The organism is Stenotrophomonas sp. YJH_SMC_131 (assembly GCF_059367975.1).
This window is the reverse complement of record NZ_JCAFRJ010000001.1, coordinates 103,666-121,395: the sequence shown is the minus strand read 5'-3', so window position 1 is coordinate 121,395 and position 17,730 is coordinate 103,666. Positions and strand designations below refer to the sequence as shown.

At 67.3% G+C, this 17,730-nt stretch carries 13 protein-coding genes; 3 read left to right on the top strand and 10 right to left on the bottom strand.

All coding sequences use genetic code 11. The annotated features are described in order from the left end of the window. The first annotated feature begins 3 nt into the window (after positions 1 to 3). Entirely contained in the window at positions 4 to 3,165 is a 3,162-nt protein-coding gene (locus tag AC5P56_RS00515; RefSeq protein ID WP_049440619.1) for an efflux RND transporter permease subunit, read from the top strand. A 178-nt stretch (positions 3,166 to 3,343) separates the two neighbouring features. Here the strand turns inward: AC5P56_RS00515 and AC5P56_RS00510 are convergent, their stop codons facing one another. Then, positions 3,344 to 4,249, bottom strand: coding sequence for a LysR family transcriptional regulator (locus tag AC5P56_RS00510; RefSeq protein ID WP_014648342.1), 906 nt, complete (start codon positions 4,247 to 4,249; stop codon positions 3,344 to 3,346). A 117-nt stretch (positions 4,250 to 4,366) separates the two neighbouring features. Between AC5P56_RS00510 and AC5P56_RS00505 the strand changes: the two genes are divergently transcribed. Beyond that, on the top strand, positions 4,367 to 5,140 hold the full coding sequence (locus tag AC5P56_RS00505) for an SDR family oxidoreductase (protein WP_049440618.1): 774 nt from the start codon (positions 4,367 to 4,369) through the stop codon (positions 5,138 to 5,140). 141 nt (positions 5,141 to 5,281) lie between these two features. Here AC5P56_RS00505 and leuB read toward each other — a convergent pair whose 3' ends face one another. From leuB to ilvC, 9 genes are all read right to left on the bottom strand, one after another. Then, on the bottom strand, positions 5,282 to 6,343 hold the full coding sequence (gene leuB, locus AC5P56_RS00500) for a 3-isopropylmalate dehydrogenase (protein WP_049440616.1): 1,062 nt from the start codon (positions 6,341 to 6,343) through the stop codon (positions 5,282 to 5,284). Further along, the gene (gene leuD / locus AC5P56_RS00495; protein WP_005410953.1) at positions 6,333 to 6,911 is read right to left on the bottom strand and encodes a 3-isopropylmalate dehydratase small subunit; all 579 of its coding nucleotides are present in this window, start codon (positions 6,909 to 6,911) and stop codon (positions 6,333 to 6,335) included. Before leuD ends, leuB begins: the two co-directional genes overlap by 11 nt. Beyond that, complete coding sequence (leuC, locus tag AC5P56_RS00490; RefSeq protein ID WP_049440614.1) at positions 6,911 to 8,329, bottom strand: 3-isopropylmalate dehydratase large subunit; 1,419 nt, start codon at positions 8,327 to 8,329, stop codon at positions 6,911 to 6,913. Before leuC ends, leuD begins: the two co-directional genes overlap by 1 nt. A 60-nt stretch (positions 8,330 to 8,389) precedes the next feature. Then, positions 8,390 to 9,169 (bottom strand): class I SAM-dependent methyltransferase, encoded by a 780-nt coding sequence (locus AC5P56_RS00485; protein ID WP_032958187.1) that lies wholly within the window; start codon positions 9,167 to 9,169, stop codon positions 8,390 to 8,392. Positions 9,170 to 9,179: 10 nt separating this feature from the next. Continuing rightward, a complete protein-coding gene (locus AC5P56_RS00480; protein ID WP_049440612.1) occupies positions 9,180 to 10,766 on the bottom strand; it encodes a 2-isopropylmalate synthase in 1,587 nt (528 codons plus the stop codon). Then, the gene (locus AC5P56_RS00475; RefSeq protein WP_049420878.1) at positions 10,763 to 11,854 is read right to left on the bottom strand and encodes a threonine dehydratase; all 1,092 of its coding nucleotides are present in this window, start codon (positions 11,852 to 11,854) and stop codon (positions 10,763 to 10,765) included. Before AC5P56_RS00475 ends, AC5P56_RS00480 begins: the two co-directional genes overlap by 4 nt. A gap of 96 nt (positions 11,855 to 11,950) precedes the next feature. After that, a complete protein-coding gene (locus tag AC5P56_RS00470; RefSeq protein WP_014648335.1) occupies positions 11,951 to 12,202 on the bottom strand; it encodes an ACT domain-containing protein in 252 nt (83 codons plus the stop codon). Further along, positions 12,186 to 13,922 (bottom strand): acetolactate synthase 2 catalytic subunit, encoded by a 1,737-nt coding sequence (gene ilvG / locus AC5P56_RS00465; protein ID WP_014648334.1) that lies wholly within the window; start codon positions 13,920 to 13,922, stop codon positions 12,186 to 12,188. Before ilvG ends, AC5P56_RS00470 begins: the two co-directional genes overlap by 17 nt. Positions 13,923 to 13,961: 39 nt before the next feature. Further along, positions 13,962 to 14,936: a ketol-acid reductoisomerase gene (gene ilvC / locus AC5P56_RS00460; RefSeq protein WP_014648333.1), complete on the bottom strand. Its 975-nt coding sequence runs from the start codon at positions 14,934 to 14,936 to the stop codon at positions 13,962 to 13,964. Between the two features lie 688 nt (positions 14,937 to 15,624). Between ilvC and ggt the strand changes: the two genes are divergently transcribed. Next, positions 15,625 to 17,343, top strand: a complete 1,719-nt coding sequence (gene ggt, locus AC5P56_RS00455; RefSeq protein WP_046432417.1) for a gamma-glutamyltransferase — start codon at positions 15,625 to 15,627, stop codon at positions 17,341 to 17,343. Positions 17,344 to 17,730: the final 387 nt, after the last annotated feature.

Here is a 17,730-nt window from a genome sequence, read left to right as displayed (position 1 = left end):
CCGGTGCGCCGCTTCAATCTTTCCGAGTGGGCGTTGTCCAACCGCCCGCTGGTGCTGTTCGCGATGCTTGCCTTCGCGCTGATCGGCGCATGGTCGTACAAGCATCTGGGCCAGTCCGAGGATCCGCCATTCACCTTCAAGGCGATGGTGGTGCGCACGCTTTGGCCGGGCGCCACCGCCGAACAGGTCTCGCGGCAGGTGACCGAGCCGATCGAGAAGGCGCTGATGAACACCGGCGAGTACGAGTTCATCCGCTCCTATTCGCGCCCCGGCGAATCGCAGGTCATCTTCATGGCGCGCGACAGCCTGCGTTCCAAGCAGATCCCGGACCTGTGGTACCAGGTTCGCAAGCGCGTGGGCGACATCCATGCGACGCTGCCGCGCGAGATTGTCGGCCCGTTCTTCAACGATGAGTTCGGCGACACCTACGGGAACATCTATGCGTTGACCGGCAAGGGCTTCGACTACGCGGTGATGCGCGACTACGCCGACCGCATCCAGCTGGAACTGCAGCGCGTACCCGATGTCGGCAAGATCGACCTGGTCGGCCTGCAGGACGAGAAGGTGTGGATCGAACTGTCCAACACCCGGCTGGCAACGCTGGGTGTGTCGATGCAGCAGGTGCAGCAGGCGCTGGCCGACCAGAATGCGATCACCGGCACCAGCTTCTTCGAGACCGCCACCGATCGCGTGCAGCTGCGCGTGACGGGCCAGTTCAACGACATCGACGCCATCCGCCAGTTCCCGATCCGTGCTGGCGACCGCACCGTGCACCTGGGCGACATCGCCGAGGTCAAGCGTGGCTTCGCCGATCCCGCGTCGCCGAAGATGCGCTTCATGGGCGAAGAGGCGATCGGCCTGGCGGTGGCGATGAAGGATGGCGGTGACATCCTCAAGCTGGGCGCCAACCTCGACGCCGAGTTCGAGCGGCTGCAGAAGACCCTGCCGGCCGGCATGCAGCTGCGCAAGGTGTCCGACCAGCCGCAGTCGGTGGAGGAGTCGGTTGGCGAGTTCGTGCAGGTGCTGACCGAAGCGGTGGTGATCGTGCTGCTGGTCAGTTTCTTCTCGCTGGGCCTGCGCACCGGCCTGGTGGTGGGCGTGACCATTCCGCTGGTGCTGGCGATGACCTTCTTCGTCATGCATTACTTCGACATCGGCCTGCACAAGATTTCGTTGGGCGCACTGGTGCTGGCGCTGGGTCTGCTGGTGGACGATGCGATCATCGCGGTGGAGATGATGGCCACCAAGATGGAGCAGGGCTTCGATCGCCTGCGCGCGGCCAGCTTCGCCTGGGAATCGACCGCGTTCCCGATGCTGACCGGCACATTGATCACGGCAGCCGGCTTCCTGCCGATCGCCACGGCGGCATCGAGCACCGGTGAATACACCCGTTCGCTGTTCCAGGTGGTGACCATCGCACTGGTGGTGTCGTGGATCGCAGCGGTGCTGTTCATCCCGTACCTGGGCGACAAGATGCTGCCGGACCTGTTCAATCCGCAGCCGCCGAAGCCCGGCAGCCTGTCCGCGCGTTGGCTGGCCAAGCGCCAGCAGTGGGCCGACCGCTATCCGGCGCTGGCCAACCTGATCGCACCGCCGCAGCATGGGCACGACCACGATCCCTACCAGCGCCCGTTCTACCGCAGCTTCCGGCGCTTCCTCGACGCCTGCCTGCGCCGCCGCTGGTGGGTGATCGCCGCGACCGTTGCCCTGTTCGTGTTCTCACTGATGATGTTCCGCTTCGTGCCGCAGCAGTTCTTCCCGGACTCGACCCGGCCGGAACTGATGGTGGACATCGAGCTGGCCGAGGGGGCGTCGCTGCGCTCGACCCAGGCCCAGGCCGAGAAGCTGGAGAAGCTGCTGTCCAGCCGCGAGGGCATCGCCAACTATGTGTCCTATGTGGGTACCGGTTCGCCGCGCTTCTACCTGCCGCTGGACCAGCAGCTGCCGGCGACCAACTTCGCCCAGTTCGTGGTGCTGGCCAAGGACATCAAATCGCGCGAAAGCACCCGTGACTGGCTGCTGCACGAGGTGATTCCGAAGTTCCCGGACGTGCAGATGCGCGTGACCCGCCTGGAGAACGGCCCGCCGGTCGGTTATCCGGTGCAGATGCGCATCTCCGGCGAGCACATCGAGAAGGTGCAGGCGATCGCGCGCCAGGTCGAGGCCAAGGTGCGTGAGAACCCGCACGTGATGAACGTCAACCTGGACTGGAGCGAGCCGAGCAAGGTGGTGCGGCTGGTGATCGACCAGGAGCGTGCCCGCGCGCTGGGCGTGAGCAGCGCCCAGGTCAGCCAGTTCCTGGCCAGTTCGCTGGCCGGCCAGTCGGTGAGCGTGTATCGCGAAGGCAACCGCCAGATCGAGATGCTGCTGCGCGGGCCGGCCGATGAGCGCAACCAGCTGGAGCTGCTGTCCAGCCTGTCGATGCCGACCGCCAACGGCGGCAGCATCACGCTGTCGCAGGTGGCGACGATGGAGTACGGCTTCGAGGACGGCATCATCTGGCACCGCAACCGGTTGCCGACCGTGACCGTGCGCGCCGACATCAGCGATGGCATGCAGGCGCTGGACGTGGTGCACCAGATCGTGCCCACGCTGGATGGCATCCGTGCCGAGCTGCCCAGCGGCTACCTGCTGGAAACCGGCGGCACCGTGGAGGACTCGGCGCGCGGCCAGAACTCGATCAAGGCCGGCATGCCGCTGTTCCTGGTGGTGGTGGCGACGCTGCTGATGCTGCAGCTGCGCAGCTTCTCGCGTGCGGCGATGGTGCTGGTGACCGCGCCGCTGGGCATCATCGGTGCGACCCTGTTCCTGCTGCTGTTCCGTGCGCCGTTCGGCTTCGTCGCGCTGCTGGGCACGATCGCGCTGGCCGGCATGATCATGCGCAACTCGGTGATCCTGATCGACCAGATCCAGCAGGACATCGATGCCGGGCATGACCGCTGGCATTCGATCATCGATGCCACGGTGCGCCGCTTCCGCCCGATCGTGCTGACCGCGCTGGCGGCCGTGCTGGCGATGATTCCGCTGTCGCGCAGCGCGTTCTATGGCTCGATGGCGATCTCGATCATGGGTGGTCTGATCGTGGGTACGGTGCTGACGCTGGTGTTCCTGCCGGCGTTGTACGCGGCGTGGTTCCGGGTGAAGCCGGACGAATCCGGGGCGTAATGCCCCGGGTTCTGCGGCTGCACCCATCCACGCATGGCGTGGATGGATCTGCTCGCGGAATCTGCCTTCTGTAGAGCCGAGCCATGCTCGGCTGCTCTTCGCTCTTCGCTCTTCGCGCGATGATGGGATGAGTCGAGCATGGCTCGACTCTACAGAAGCACCCACGCATGACGTGGATCTACTGCAGCTGCAGGCCGATCCGCAGCACTGGCAGCAGCCACTCGACGAACACCTGCACGCGCAGTGCACGGTGTTGCCGATGCGGTTGCAGCAGGGTCACCGGCAGCGGCTGCGCCGCGTACTGCGGCATCACCTCCACCAATGCGCCTGACTGCAGCTCGGCCTGCACGTCGTAGCGCGGAATCTGCAACAGCCCCAATCCCGCCACGCAGCACGCGATCGAGGCCTCGGCGCTGTTCACGCGTACCCAGCCGGGCATCGGCAGCGTGCGCAGCTGGCCGCCATCCTGCCATTCCCACGGTTCCACCCGTGCCGTGGTCGGCGATGCGTAGTTCACCGCGCGGTGCTGCTGCAGGTCGGCAGGGTGCTGCGGCATGCCGTGCTCGCGCAGGTAGGCCGGCGCGGCCACGTTGACGAAGTCGAGTTGGCCCAGCGTGCGCGCCACCAGGCTGGAATCGCCCAGCTGGCCGACCCGCAGCACGGCATCGCAGCCGTCTTCGATCAGGTTCACCGCGCGGTCGGTCATGCCCAGGTCCAGTTCCACCTGCGGGTAGCGCGCGAAGAAATCCGGCAACGCCGGGGCGATGATGCGACGGCCGATGCGGCTGGGTACGTCGATCTTCAGCAAACCGGCCGGTTGCGCGTCGTCCTGCCGGAACAGCGACTCGGCGTCTTCAACCTCCGCGATCAGGCGCAGGCAGCGGGCATGGAACACGTCGCCGTCATGGGTGGTGGATACCCGTCGGGTCGAGCGCTGCAGCAGGCGGGTGCCAAGCCGCTGTTCCAGCTCGGCAATCGCCGCCGAGACGGTCGAGCGGGGCAGGCCGAGCTGGTCGGCAGCGCGGGTGAAGCTGGCGCATTCCACGACCCGGGTGAAGATGCGGAAGCGATCGATCCGGTCCATTGTTCGCTGGTCCTGGAAAGTTAAGTCAATGTGGCGGGCTTTATCCGCATTTTCTGCACGATATCGTCGTCAGGGCAGGGTTGCCACCCCGGGCAGCCCCCTCCTGAGACCGAAGCCATGACCGACCATTCCCTCAAGGGCAAGACTGTGCTGATTGCCGGTGGTGCCAAGAACCTGGGCGGCCTGATCGCCCGCGACTTCGCCCGCCAGGGTGCCAGCGCCGTCGTCATCCACTACAACAGTGCCGCCACCCAGGCCGATGCAGAAGCAACCGTTGCCGCCGTGCAGGCGGCCGGCAGCAGGGCGGTAGCCCTGCAGGGCGACCTGACCTCGGCGGCAGCGATGGAGCGCTTGTTCGCCGATGCCGTGGCCGCAGCCGGCCGTCCCGACATCGCCATCAATACGGTCGGCAAGGTATTGAAGAAGCCGCTGCTGGACATCAGCGAAGCGGAGTACGACGAGATGAGCGCGGTCAACGCCAAGGCGGCGTTCTTCTTCCTCAAGGAAGCAGGCCGCCACGTCAATGACGGTGGCCGCATCTGCACCCTGGTCACCTCGCTGCTGGGTGCGTTCACGCCGTTCTATTCCAGCTATGCCGGCACCAAGGCGCCGGTCGAGCATTTCACCCGCGCGGCGTCAAAGGAGTTCGGTGAGCGCGGCATCTCGGTGACTGCGATCGGGCCGGGCCCGATGGACACGCCGTTCTTCTACCCGGCCGAGAGTGCCGATGCACAGGCGTACCACAAGACCGCGGCCGCGCTCTCGGCGTTCACCCGTACCGGCCTGACCGACATCGCCGACATCGTGCCGTGGATCCGCTTCCTGGTCACCGATGGCTGGTGGATGACCGGGCAGACCATCCTGGTCAATGGTGGGTACACCACCAAATAATGCAGCCGTGCATGGCGTGGATCTGCTGCGCGACATTCGAACGATCCACGCATGGCGTGGATCTACAGTAGAGCCACCCCATGGGTGGCTGCGCACAATGACCAAAGGCAGAGGCGCCACGCATGGAGTGGCGCCATCGGATCAGTTGAGTTTGGCCAGCACCGCATCCGTGGCGGCGGCGGTACTCACGGCCTGGCCCTTGGCGGCCAGGTCGGCAGTGAACACCCCATCATCCAGCACCGCGTGCACCGCCGCTTCCACTGCTGCGGCTTCGTCTTCCAGCCCCAGCGAATGGCGCAGCAGCATCGCCGCGCTGAAGATCGTTGCGTAGGGATTGGCGATGCCCTTGCCGGCGATGTCCGGGGCCGAACCGTGGATCGGTTCGTAGATGCCGACCGCACCCGGTTCACCCAGCGAGGCCGAGGGCAGCAGGCCGAGTGAGCCGGCCAGCATCGAGGCTTCGTCGGTGAGGATGTCGCCGAACATGTTCTCGGTGACGATCACGTCGTACTCGCGCGGCTTGGCCAGCAGGTGCATGGCCATCGAATCGACCAGCTGGTGCTCCAGCGCCACCTCCGGGAACTCCTCGCGGCCGATGCGCGCGGCCACGTCGCGCCACAGGCGCGAGGTTTCCAACACGTTGGCCTTGTCCACCGAGGTGACCTTGCCACGCCGCTGCCGGGCCAGGCGGAAGGCACTGCGCAGCACGCGCTCGATCTCGGCCACGGTGTAGCGGCACAGGTCGCTGGCACTGTCGGCATCGCGGGTCTTGTCGCCGAAGTAGATGCCGCCGGTCAGTTCGCGCACCACCACGAAGTCCACACCCTGCAGCAGCTCGGCCTTGATCGGCGAGGCGTGCAGCGCGGCCTCATGGGTGCGCACCGGGCGCAGGTTGGCGTACAGGCCGAGCGCCCTGCGGATCGCCAGCAGGCCCTGTTCCGGACGCACCTTGGCGTTCGGGTCGGACCACTTCGGGCCACCGACTGCGCCCAGCAGCACCGCGCTGGCGGCCTGGCAGGCGGCCAGGGTCGACGCCGGCAGCGGTTCGCCGTGGCGGTCGATGGCGATGCCACCGATGTCGTGCTCGCTGAAGGTGAAGGTGTGGTTGAAGCGTTCGGCGACGGCCTTCAGGACGGCGACTGCCGCGGCGGCCACTTCCGGGCCGATGCCATCACCGGGCAGGACAACAATTTCAGCGTGCATGCTCACTCTCGTAACGTTCGATTTCAGGGACACGGCCCAACAGATACCCCAACTGGTCGACACCTTCCAGCAGGCAGGTCTGCGAGAAGCCGTCCAGCGGGAAGGAATAGACGCGGCCGTCCGGCGTGCGCAGTTCGCGCGCGGCCACGTCGATGGTCAGCTCATCATCCGGGCGCTGCATCAGCGCCTGCACGTCGGCCTCGTCCAGCACGATCGGCAGCAGGCCGTTCTTCAGCGAGTTGCCACGGAAGATGTCGGCGATCTCGCTGCTGACGATGGCGCGCAGGCCCAGGTCGGTCAGCGCCCACGGTGCATGTTCGCGCGACGAGCCGCAGCCGAAGTTGCGACCCGCCAGCAGGATGCTGCGGCCGGCGTTGTGCGGCTGGTTGAAGGCGAAGTCGGCCACCGGTGAACCGTCGGCCTGCCAGCGCCAGTCATTGAAGGCGTTGCGGCCCAGGCCGGCGCGTTCGGTGGTGGACAGGAACCGCGCCGGGATGATCTGGTCGGTGTCGATGTTGGTCTGGCGCAGCACCACGCTGGCCGAGGTCAAGGTACGGAAACCGGCCATCACGCCACCTCCTGTGCGAACAGCTCGCGGGTGTCGGCGACATGCCCGTTCACCGCGGCCCACGCCGCGCTCATCGGTGAGGCCAGCAGGGTGCGCGAACCGGGACCCTGGCGGCCTTCGAAATTACGGTTGCTGGTACTCACGGCCAGTTGCCCGGGCGCGACCAGATCACCATTCATGGCGATGCACATCGAGCAGCCCGGCTCGCGCCATTCGGCACCGGCCGCGCGCACGATGTCATGGATGCCTTCGGCCTCGGCCTCTCGCTTGACGATCTCCGAGCCCGGCACCACCAGCATGCGCACCCGGTCGGCCACGCGACGACCGCGCAGTACCTGCGCCACCTCACGCATGTCACTCAGGCGGCCGTTGGTGCAGGAACCGACGAACACCACGTCCACCGGTGTTCCGGCCAGCGCCTTGCCGGCCTGGAAATGCATGTAGTCCAGGCCCTTCTGTGCGGCGGCATCGTTGGCGGCCGGGATCGGCGCATCCACCGCGATGGCGGTACCCGGGTGGGTGCCCCAGGTCAGGGTCGGGCGGATATCGGCGGCGTCGATGTGCACTTCGCTGTCGAAGCGCGCGCCGTCATCACTGCGCAGCTGCTGCCAGCGCGCCACCGCAGCCTCGAAATCGGCGCCCTTTGGGCCGCGCGGGGTGTTGGCGACGAAGTCGAAGGTGACCTGGTCCGGCGCCACCATACCGGCACGCGCACCCGCTTCGATCGACATGTTGCACAGGGTCATGCGCTGTTCCATGTCCATCGCTTCGATGGTGCTGCCGCGGAACTCGATCACGTGGCCGGTGCCGCCATTGACGCCGATCACGCCGATGATGTGCAGGACCACGTCCTTGGCGCCGACACCCGGCGCCAGCGGCCCATCGACGGTGATCGCCAGCGTCTTCGCCTTGCGCTGCAGCAGGCATTGCGTGGCCAGCACGTGGCCGACCTCGCTGGTGCCGATGCCGAACGCCAGCGAACCGAAGGCACCGTGGGTGGAGGTGTGGCTGTCGCCGCAGACGATGGTCATGCCCGGCTGGGTGAAGCCCTGCTCGGGCGCGATCACGTGGACGATGCCGCGGTTGTCCGAGGCCATGTCGAACAGCTCGATGCCGTGCTCGGCGCAGTTGCGCGCCAGCGTGGCGACCTGTGCCTCGGAGGCGGCGCTGGCATAGGGCAGCGTGCCGTCCGCGGCGGCCGGCAGGGTCGGCGTGGAGTGGTCCATCGTCGCCTTGGTGCGGTCCGGCCGGCGCGGCGACAAGCCGCGTTCGCGCAGTTCGGTGAAGGCCTGCGGCGAGGTCACCTCGTGGATCAGGTGCAGGTCGATGTACAGCACGGCGGGCGCGCTGTCGGATTCGGGAACCACCACGTGGGCGTCCCACAGTTTGTCGTACAGGGTGCGGGGTGCGGAAGTCATGCGTATGCCTGGCAGAAGTACGAAATAGCGAACATCAGTAAGGAAAGCGGAACGGTCAAGTCAGCGACGGCGGGCGAGCACACGCAGGCGCACGTAGTCGGCCAGCGGCTGGCCAGATGCGTCACGCGGCAGCTCGGCCAGCAGTGCGGTGGCCGCCTCGCGCACGGTGGCGCGGGCCTCGGCCGGCAGGTCGTCCAGCAGCGGTGCGGCGAATACCCGCAGCCAGCCGGCCACGCCGGTCGGCAGTGCGGTCGGGCGCGGCGTGCACTCGATCAGTTGCACCTGGAAGCCATGCTGGCGCAGGCGATCGGCGTAGGCATCGGCCGTCGGGAAGTACCACCGGAAGGTGCTGGCGCCATGCCCGTGGGCCACGCGCGCGGCCTGCACGGCCGCGACGATCGTGGCCACGTTGCCGTGGCCGCCGAACTCCGCGACGAAGCGGCCACCGGGGCGCAGGGCGCGGCGCACGCCTTCCAGCACGCGGTCCGGAGTCGTCATCCAATGCAGTGCCGCATTGCTGAACACCGCATCGAACTCGCTGTCGAACGACAGTGCGTGGCCGTCCATCAGCTGGGCGTCGACGCCGCGCGCACGGGCGGCGATCACCAGTTCCGGCGAGGCATCCACGCCGTGGATGCGCGCACCGCTCAGGGCCAGTTCGGTGCTGAGTACGCCATCGCCACAGCCCAGGTCGAGGATGCGCTCACCGGCGCGCGGGTCGAGCAGGCGCGATACCGCACCGCCGAGCAGCGGCACGAAGCCGGCATCGATCGCATAGTCCTGGGCGTTCCACTGCTGGCCAGCGGCGCTGGCCGGGGTGGGGGTGTCGAAGGCGCTCATGGTGGGATCCTCAGGCGGTGGCGGAAGCGGGAACGTCGGTGCTGCTGTGGACGGCGGCCTGACGCTGGCGCAGCAGGCGGTTGGCCACATCCAGCCAGGCCAGCGCGGAGGCTTCGATGATGTCCTTGCTGGTGCCGGTGCCGTCGTACTCCACGCCGTCATGGCGCACACTCAGGTTGGCTTCGCCACGCGCATCGGCACCGATGCCGACGCTGTGCACGTGATAGCTGTCCAGCATCAGCTGCACGCCGGTGGCGGCCGACAGCGCGCCGAACAGCGCATCGACCGGGCCGTCGCCCTGCGCGGTCTCGGCCACGCGGTTGCCATCCGGGTCGGACAGTTCGACCAGCGCGTTGGCGCGGCTGCCGACGTCGCTGATGGTCATCGAGGCCAGGCGGTAGCCCTGCGCGCTGGAGCCGCCCTGCATCAACGTCTGCAGGTCGGCATCGGTGACCACGCGCTGCTGTTCGCACAGGCCCTTGAACTGCTCGAACACCAGCTTCAGTTCGTCTTCGTCCAGCCAGAAGCCCAACGCACGCAGGCGCGCTTCGACGGCGGCGCGGCCACTGTGGCGGCCCAGCACCATCTGCGAATCTTCCCAGCCCACGTCTTCCGGACGCATGATTTCGTAGGTGCCGCGATGGCGCAGCATGCCGTGCTGGTGGATGCCCGATTCATGGGCGAACGCGTTGGCACCGACGATGGCCTTGTTGCGCTGTACCGGCATGCCGACCAGACGCTGCAGCAGCTGCGAAGTGCCGACGATGCGTGGGGTGTTGATCGAACTGTCCTGTTCGTAGAAGGCCTGGCGGACCTTCAGCACCATCGCGATCTCTTCCAGCGAACAGTTGCCGGCGCGCTCGCCGATGCCGTTGATGGTGCACTCGACCTGGCGTGCACCGCCTTCGATGGCGGCCAGCGAGTTGGCCACCGCCAGGCCCAGGTCGTTGTGGCAGTGCGCGCTGAAGATCACGTTGGCCGCGTTCGGCACGTCGGCGACGCCGGCGATGACCTGCTGGAACATCGCGCGGATTTCTTCCGGCGTGGTGAAGCCGACGGTGTCGGGCAGGTTGATGGTGGTGGCGCCGGCGGCAATGGCCACGCGCGAAACCTCGATCAGGTAGTCCAGCTCGGTGCGGGTGGCATCCTCGGCCGAGAACTCGACGTCGTCGATGTAGGAACGGGCCAACGAGACGTGCTTGCGTACCGACTCCAGCACCTGCTCGCGGGTCATCCGCAGCTTGTGCTCGCGGTGCAGCGGGCTGGTCGACAGGAACACGTGCAGGCGCGGGTTGGCTGCCGCTTCCAGTGCACGTGCGGAGGTCTCGATATCGGCCTGCAGGCAGCGCGACAGCACCGCCAGGCTCAGGCTCGGGCGGCGCAGCTCGCGGCCGATCATCGCCATCGCCTCGCGGTCGGATTGCGAGCTGGCCGGGAAGCCGGTCTCGATGATGTCCACGCCCAGTTCGTCCAGCGCACGCGCCATCACCAGCTTCTGCGGCGGGCTCATGCTGCAGCCGGGGGACTGCTCGCCGTCACGCAGGGTGGTGTCGAAGATGCGGATGCGCGGGGTGGTAATTCGTTCGATGGTGGTCACAGGGAAATCTCCTCGACAGCGGGTGCGACGGCTTGCAGGGGGGAAGGGGAAGAGGCGGGGGAGGCGAGGGCGCTGGCCTTGGTCGGCGAGCGCGGGGTTTCGCTGCGCCGTCGCCGCGGTTTGCGTGGCGGGCGCGGACGGATGTCGGTGAGCAGGCCGGCCAGGACACCGGCATCGATGTTGCCGCCGGACACCACCGCACACTTGCGGCGGCCGGCGACGCGGCGGCCGGCCGCCAGCGCCAACGCGCCCGCGCCCTCGGCGATGATGTGTTCCTCCAGCGCCAGCCGGACCAGCGTTTCGCGCAGTTCGGCCTCGCGCACGATCACCACATCGTCCAGCAGCGAGGTGCACAGGCGGCGGGTCAGGAAGCCGGGAATCTTCACCCGCACGCCGTCGGCCAGAGAGGCAACCGGGGCGATCTCGCGCACGTCGCCGCGGATCGCACGTGCCATCGAATCGACGCCTTCCACCTGCGCGCCAATCACGCGAACGCCCTGCGATTTCAGCGCCAGTGCAACGCCGGAGGCCAGTCCACCGCCGCCGATCGGCACGATCACCACGTCCGGCGCGTGTGCGGCCAGCTCGATGCCGACCGTGCCCTGGCCCGCGATCACATCGGCGTCGTCGAACGCGGACAGGAAGCGGTAGCCGTGTCGCTGTGCCAGTTCGACCGCGAAGGCGTAGGCCTCGTCGTAGCTGGTGCCGTGCTGGCGAACGGTCGCGCCCCAGTGGGCGACGCCGGCGATCTTGGTGGCCGGTGCGCCATGTGGCATCACGGTGATGGCCGGCACGTCCAGGCGGTAGGCCGCCCACGCCACGCCCTGGGCATGGTTGCCGGCCGAGGCGCAGATCACCGGCCGGGTATCGCCGCGCTCGCGGCCGGCCAGCAGCGCGTTCAACGCGCCGCGGACCTTGTAGGACCCGGTGCGCTGCAGGTTCTCCAGCTTCAGCCAGGTGCCGAAGCGCTCGGCATGGTGCAGCGGGGTAGGCGGCAGGAAGCGGCGCAGCCGGGCCTGCGCCGCCAGTACGTCGGCGACGCTTACGTCGCCGACATCGCTTTCCTGGCTGGCATCAGCGGCCGGCATGGGCCACCAGCGCGGTGCGGGCGACCGCCGCATGCGGGCACGGGCGGCGAAGAAGACGCCTCCGTACCGGCACCGTGGTCACTACGGTACGGGTGTTCATACGGATGCTCCTTCCACGGCAGTGACCTGCACGGACACGCAGTCGTAGATCTTCTCGATCTGCCGGCACAGCGTTTCCGCCGGGCGCTGGCCATCCACCACCAGCTGCAGGTGCCAGCGGCCATCGTCGTCGGCCACCGGCGCACCGCTGATCGCGCGCGGTGCGAAGCCGCGGCGTTCGGCCATGCCGATCACGCGCAGCAGCGCGCCTTCGGCCGGGTGCAGCACCAGGTCAAGCCGGTATTGCATTGGGGGTCTCCTGGCGGGCATGGGCGGGGTTGCTTTCCAGCATCGTGCTGTTGGCGGTGTTCGGCGGCACCAGTGGCCACACGTTGGCACGTGCATCGATGGCCACGTGCAGCAGGGCCGGGCCCGGTTCGGCCAGCAGCGCGGCCAGGCCGCCTTCCACGTCGTCGCGGTTGTCGATGCGGGTGGCGGCGATGCCGAACACCTGTGCCAGCGCCACGAAGTCCGGGTTGTCGGACAGGTCGATCTCGCTGTAACGCTCGGCGAAGAACAGCTCCTGCCACTGCCGCACCATGCCCAGCGAACTGTTGTCCAGCAGCACGATCTTCACCGGCAGGCGGCAACGCGCGATGGTCGCCAGCTCCTGCACGTTCATCATGAAGCTGCCGTCGCCGGACACCAGCACCACGGTGCGCTCCGGGCATGCGAACTGCGCACCCATCGCCGCCGGCAGGCCGAAGCCCATGGTGCCCAGCGCGCCACTGGTCAGGTGGTTGCGCGGGTGGTTGAAGCGGCAGTGCTGCGCCACCCACATCTGGTGCTGGCCGACATCGCAGGCGATCACCGCATCGGCCGGGGCCAGCTCGCTCAGGCGCTTCAGCAGCGCCGGGGCGTAGATGTGCTGGCCCGGTGCGTCGTAGCGTGCAGAGAAGCGGTCGCGGTGCTGCGCGCAACGCCTGCGCCACGCGTCCTGGTGGGCCTTGGGGGAGGGGAAGGCCGCACGCAGGGCACGGATGGCATGGCCGACGTTGCCAGGCACGGCGACATCGGCGCTGCGCAGCTTGGAGATCTCGTAGGCGTCGGCATCGATATGGACGACGCGGGCGAACGGTGCGAACTCGGCCAGCTTGCCGGTGGCGCGGTCGTCGAAGCGTGCACCCAGCACCAGCAGCAGGTCGCTTTCCTGCACCGCCATGTTGGCCGCGCGGGTACCGTGCATGCCCAGCATGCCCAGTGACTGCGGATGGCTGGCCGGCAGCGCGCCCAGGCCACGCAGGGTCATCACGGTGGGGATGGCGCTGGCTTCGACGAAGTCGCGCAGGTCCTGCACCGCATCGCCCAGCGCGATGCCGCCACCGGCGTAGACCACCGGCTTCTCGGCGGCCGCCAGTGCGGCGATGGCTTCGGCGATGGCCGCTTCGGCCGGCGCAGGTGGCGGCTCGACGCTACTCGGCACGTGCGCCGGCAGGTGGCTGGCATCGGCCAGCTGCACGTCCTTGGGCAGGTCGATCAGCACCGGGCCGGGCCGGCCCTCGCGGGCGACGCGGAAGGCATCGGCGACCACGCGCGGCAGGTCGTCGACGCTGCGCACCAGCCAGCTGTGCTTGACGATCGGCATGGTCAGGCCGAACACATCCAGTTCCTGGAAAGCGTCAGTACCCAGCAGCGGCGTGGCGACCTGGCCGGTGATGCAGACCATCGGCACCGAATCCAGCATCGCATCGGCAATGCCGGTGACCAGGTTGGAGGCGCCCGGGCCGGAGGTGGCCACGCAGACGCCGACCTGGCCGCTGGCGCGGGCGAATCCATTCGCCGCCAGTGCGGCACCCTGCTCGTGGCGCACCAGGATGTGCTTCAGCGACGAATCCACCAGCGCGTCGTAGAACGGCATGATGGTGCCGCCGGGATAGCCGAACAGCGTGCGGATGCCTTCGGCTTCCAGCGCCTGGGTCAGCCAGCGCGCGCCGTTGGGCGGCGCGCTGCGGTGTGTGGAAGAGTTCATGGGGGAACCTTGCAAAGCGGGTGGGGGAGGGCCGCGCGGTTACGCGGCCTGTCCTTGCAACCAGACCATCTTGGCGCGCAGTTCCTTGCCCACCTTCTCGATCGGGTGCTCCAGGTCGGCCTGCTTGAACCGGTTGTAGTTCGGCAGGCCCGCTTCGTACTCGGCCACCCAGTTCTTGGTGAAGGTGCCGTCCTGGATGTCCTTCAGCACTTCCTTCATGCGCGCCTTGGTGCCGGCGTCGATCACCCGCGGGCCGCTGACGTAGTCGCCGTACTGCGCGGTCTCGGAGATGAATTCCAGCATGCGCGAGATACCGCCTTCATAGAACAGGTCGACGATCAGCTTCAGTTCGTGCAGCACTTCGTAGTAGGCGATCTCCGGCTGGTAGCCCGCTTCGACCAGGGTCTCGAAACCGGCCTGCACCAGTGCCGAGGCACCGCCGCACAGCACCGCCTGCTCGCCGAACAGGTCGGTCTCGGTCTCTTCCTTGAAGGTGGTCTGGATCAGGTTGGCGCGTGCACCGCCGAGGCCGGCCGCATAGGCCAGTGCGTACTCGGCCGCCTTGCCGCTCTTGTCCTGGTAGACCGCCCAGATGCAGGGCACGCCACGGCCGATCTCGTACTCGCGGCGCACCAGCGCGCCCGGGCCCTTGGGCGCAACCAGCACCACGTCCAGGTCGTCGCGCGGCCTGATCATGTCGAAGTGCACGTTCAGGCCGTGCGCGAACAGCAGCACCGCACCCTGCTTCATGTTCGGCGCCAGCACGTCGTCGTAGAGCTTCTTCTGCACCATGTCCGGGGTCAGCACGGCGACCAGGTCCGCATCCTTCACCGCGTCGGCCGGTGCTTTCACGGTGAAGCCGTCGGCCTGTGCCTTGACTTCGGTCGGGCCGCCCGGACGCAGGCCTACCACCACGTCGAAGCCGGATTCGCGCAGGTTCAGTGCGTGGGCGCGGCCCTGGCTGCCGTAGCCGATGACGGCGATCTTGGTCTGGGGCAGGTCGTTGGTGCTCATGGGGGAGGTTCCTTGCGGTGGGAAGAAAAAAAGAACGGCCGGTCGTCGAGGTGACGTACCGGCCGGTCAGGGGAAAGCGGTGGAGGAGGCACCATGCGCCGCGCAGGCACAGCCACCACGAGGCGTGGCGGCGGTGTGGGTCCGGGTTTTGCGTTGGGCGTTGTGCATGGTGGTTGCGTCTGAAACCAGGTTCTGAAATGAAAAAACCCGCACCGGGGCGGGTGCGGGTTTTTGAAGAGTTCCGGTGTATTCGTTGCTTACACGCTGGCTCGTCCCGCACCTGTTGGTTGGGTAATAAGTACGAGCACAAGAATCGAACGCAGCGAGCCGGCGCCGATGTCGGCGGCTTCGTTGTGGGTTCGCGGTGGCGTGTTGTGATGCAACATGTGATCGAGAGAAACACAGCCGTTTTGGCGATGTCAACCCTCGCGACGGAATTCTTGTTGGTTTCCGTTGCATCCGGCGCAATCGCCTGTGGCACAAGGATGGTTGCCGCTGAAAGTGTTTCGGTGAACCGGAATTCACTCCTTTCAGGGCGGTTTTTGCGCGGAATCCGGCGGATCCTCGCCTTGCTGGGTGCGGACCTTGCACACCCGCCCCAGGATCAACGTCCATGACCTCTGCCCGATACCCCAGGATGGCCGCAGCGGCGAAGATCGGGGGACCACCCTTCCATCGGAACCCGACCGTGTCCCGACGCCTTGCCCGTTCCCTGCTGGCCGCCGCTGTACTGGCCGCTGTGCCCGCACTGTCTTCGGCCGCCGACCGCATCACCGGCCACACCTTTGCCACCCGTTCGGAGGTGATCGCCCCGCATGCGATGGCCGCTACCTCGCAGCCGCTGGCCACCCAGATTGCACTGGACGTGATGAAAGGGGGAGGCTCGGCGGTGGACGCGGCGATCGCCGCCAACGCCGCGCTTGGCCTGATGGAGCCGACCGGCAACGGCATCGGTGGCGACCTGTTCGCCATCGTCTGGGACCCGAAGACGCAGAAGCTCTACGGCTACAACGGTTCGGGGCGCTCGCCGAAGTCGCTGACCCTGGCCGAGTTCCAGCGACGTGGCCTGAAGGACATCCCGGCTACCGGCCCGCTGCCGGTCTCCGTGCCCGGCGCGGTCGACGGCTGGTTCGCGCTGCACGACCGCTTCGGCCGCAAGCCGATGGCCGACAACCTGGCGCCGGCCATCCGCTACGCGCGCGAGGGCCATCCCGTCGCCGAGGTGATCGCCTACTACTGGGACCGCTCGGTGCCCAAGCTGTCGCAGTACCCGGGCTTCAAGGAGCAGTTCACGATCAACGGCCACGCCCCGCGCAAGGGCGAGATGTGGAAGAACCCGAACCTGGCCAGCACCCTGCAGCAGATTGCCGACGGCGGACGCGATGCCTTCTACAAGGGCGCCATTGCCCACACCATCGGCGACTACTTCAAGGCCAATGGTGGCTACCTGAGCTACCAGGACATGGCCGACCACCATGGTGAGTGGGTCGAACCGGTCAGCAGCAACTACCGTGGCTACGACGTGTGGGAGCTGCCGCCGAACAGCCAGGGCATCGCCGCCCTGCAGATCCTCAACGTGCTGGAAGGCTACGATTTCTCGAAGATCCCGTTCGGTTCACCCGAGCACGTGCACCTGTTCGTCGAAGCGAAGAAGCTGGCCTTCGCCGACCGTGCGCGCTTCTATGCCGACATGGCCTTCCAGCCGGCGCCGGTGCAGAAGCTGATCTCCAAGGAATACGCCGCGCAGCGCCGCGCACTGATCTCGATGGACAAGGCGCTGAAGGAAGTGCAGCCGGGCACGCCGAAGCAGCTGGAAGAAGGCGACACGATCTACATGACCGTGGCCGACGCCGACGGCATGATGGTGTCGTTGATCCAGTCCAACTACCGCGGCATGGGCAGCGGCATGGCGCCGCCGGGACTGGGCTTCATCCTGCAGGATCGTGGCGAGATGTTCGTGCTGCAGAAGAACCATCCCAACGGCTATGCACCGGGCAAGCGGCCGTTCCAGACGATCATCCCGGCGTTCATCACCAAGGGCGGCAAGCCGTACGCCAGCTTCGGCGTGATGGGCGGCGCGATGCAGCCGCAGGGCCACGCGCAGATTGTGATGAACCTGGTGGATTTCGGCATGAACCTGCAGGAAGCCGGTGACGCACCGCGCATCCAGCACGAGGGCTCGACCGAACCGACCGGACAGGCCACGGCGATGACCGACGGTGGTGAAGTGAATCTGGAAACCGGCTTCCCGTACGAGACGGTGCGTGCGCTGATGCGCAAGGGGCATCGCATCGTGTTCGCCGATGGGCCTTATGGCGGGTACCAGGCGATCATGCGCGACCCCGAGAGCGGGGTTTATTACGGAGCTTCGGAGAGTCGCAAGGACGGGCAGGCGGCGGGGTATTGAGGTTTCCCTGCCACCGGGCGCAGCCCCCTCTGCGGTGATGGTTCAGCGATGCTTGGCTTGGCCGGGCGGATGGATTGTCTGGGGGACGCCGTGAATACGTCCCTGTAGGCTCGGTCGCCGCATCCATGCGGCTCACGCCCCCAGCCAACCCACCCGCCCGGCCACGGACAGTTTCCGTGTCCGTCACCGCAGGAAAAGAAAAAGAAGAGCAAGAGCAAAGGCAACGGCAACAGCCGCGGGCTTTGGGTTGGGGTCGGATCCGTTTTCCGCAGGAAAACGGATCCGACCCCTTCTTGTTTTCCGATACACATCTTCCACGCAAAGCGTGGAAAACCAACCGTCACCGGAAATCTGTCGGGCGTGGGGCGGTGTGGGTGGGCAGGACCG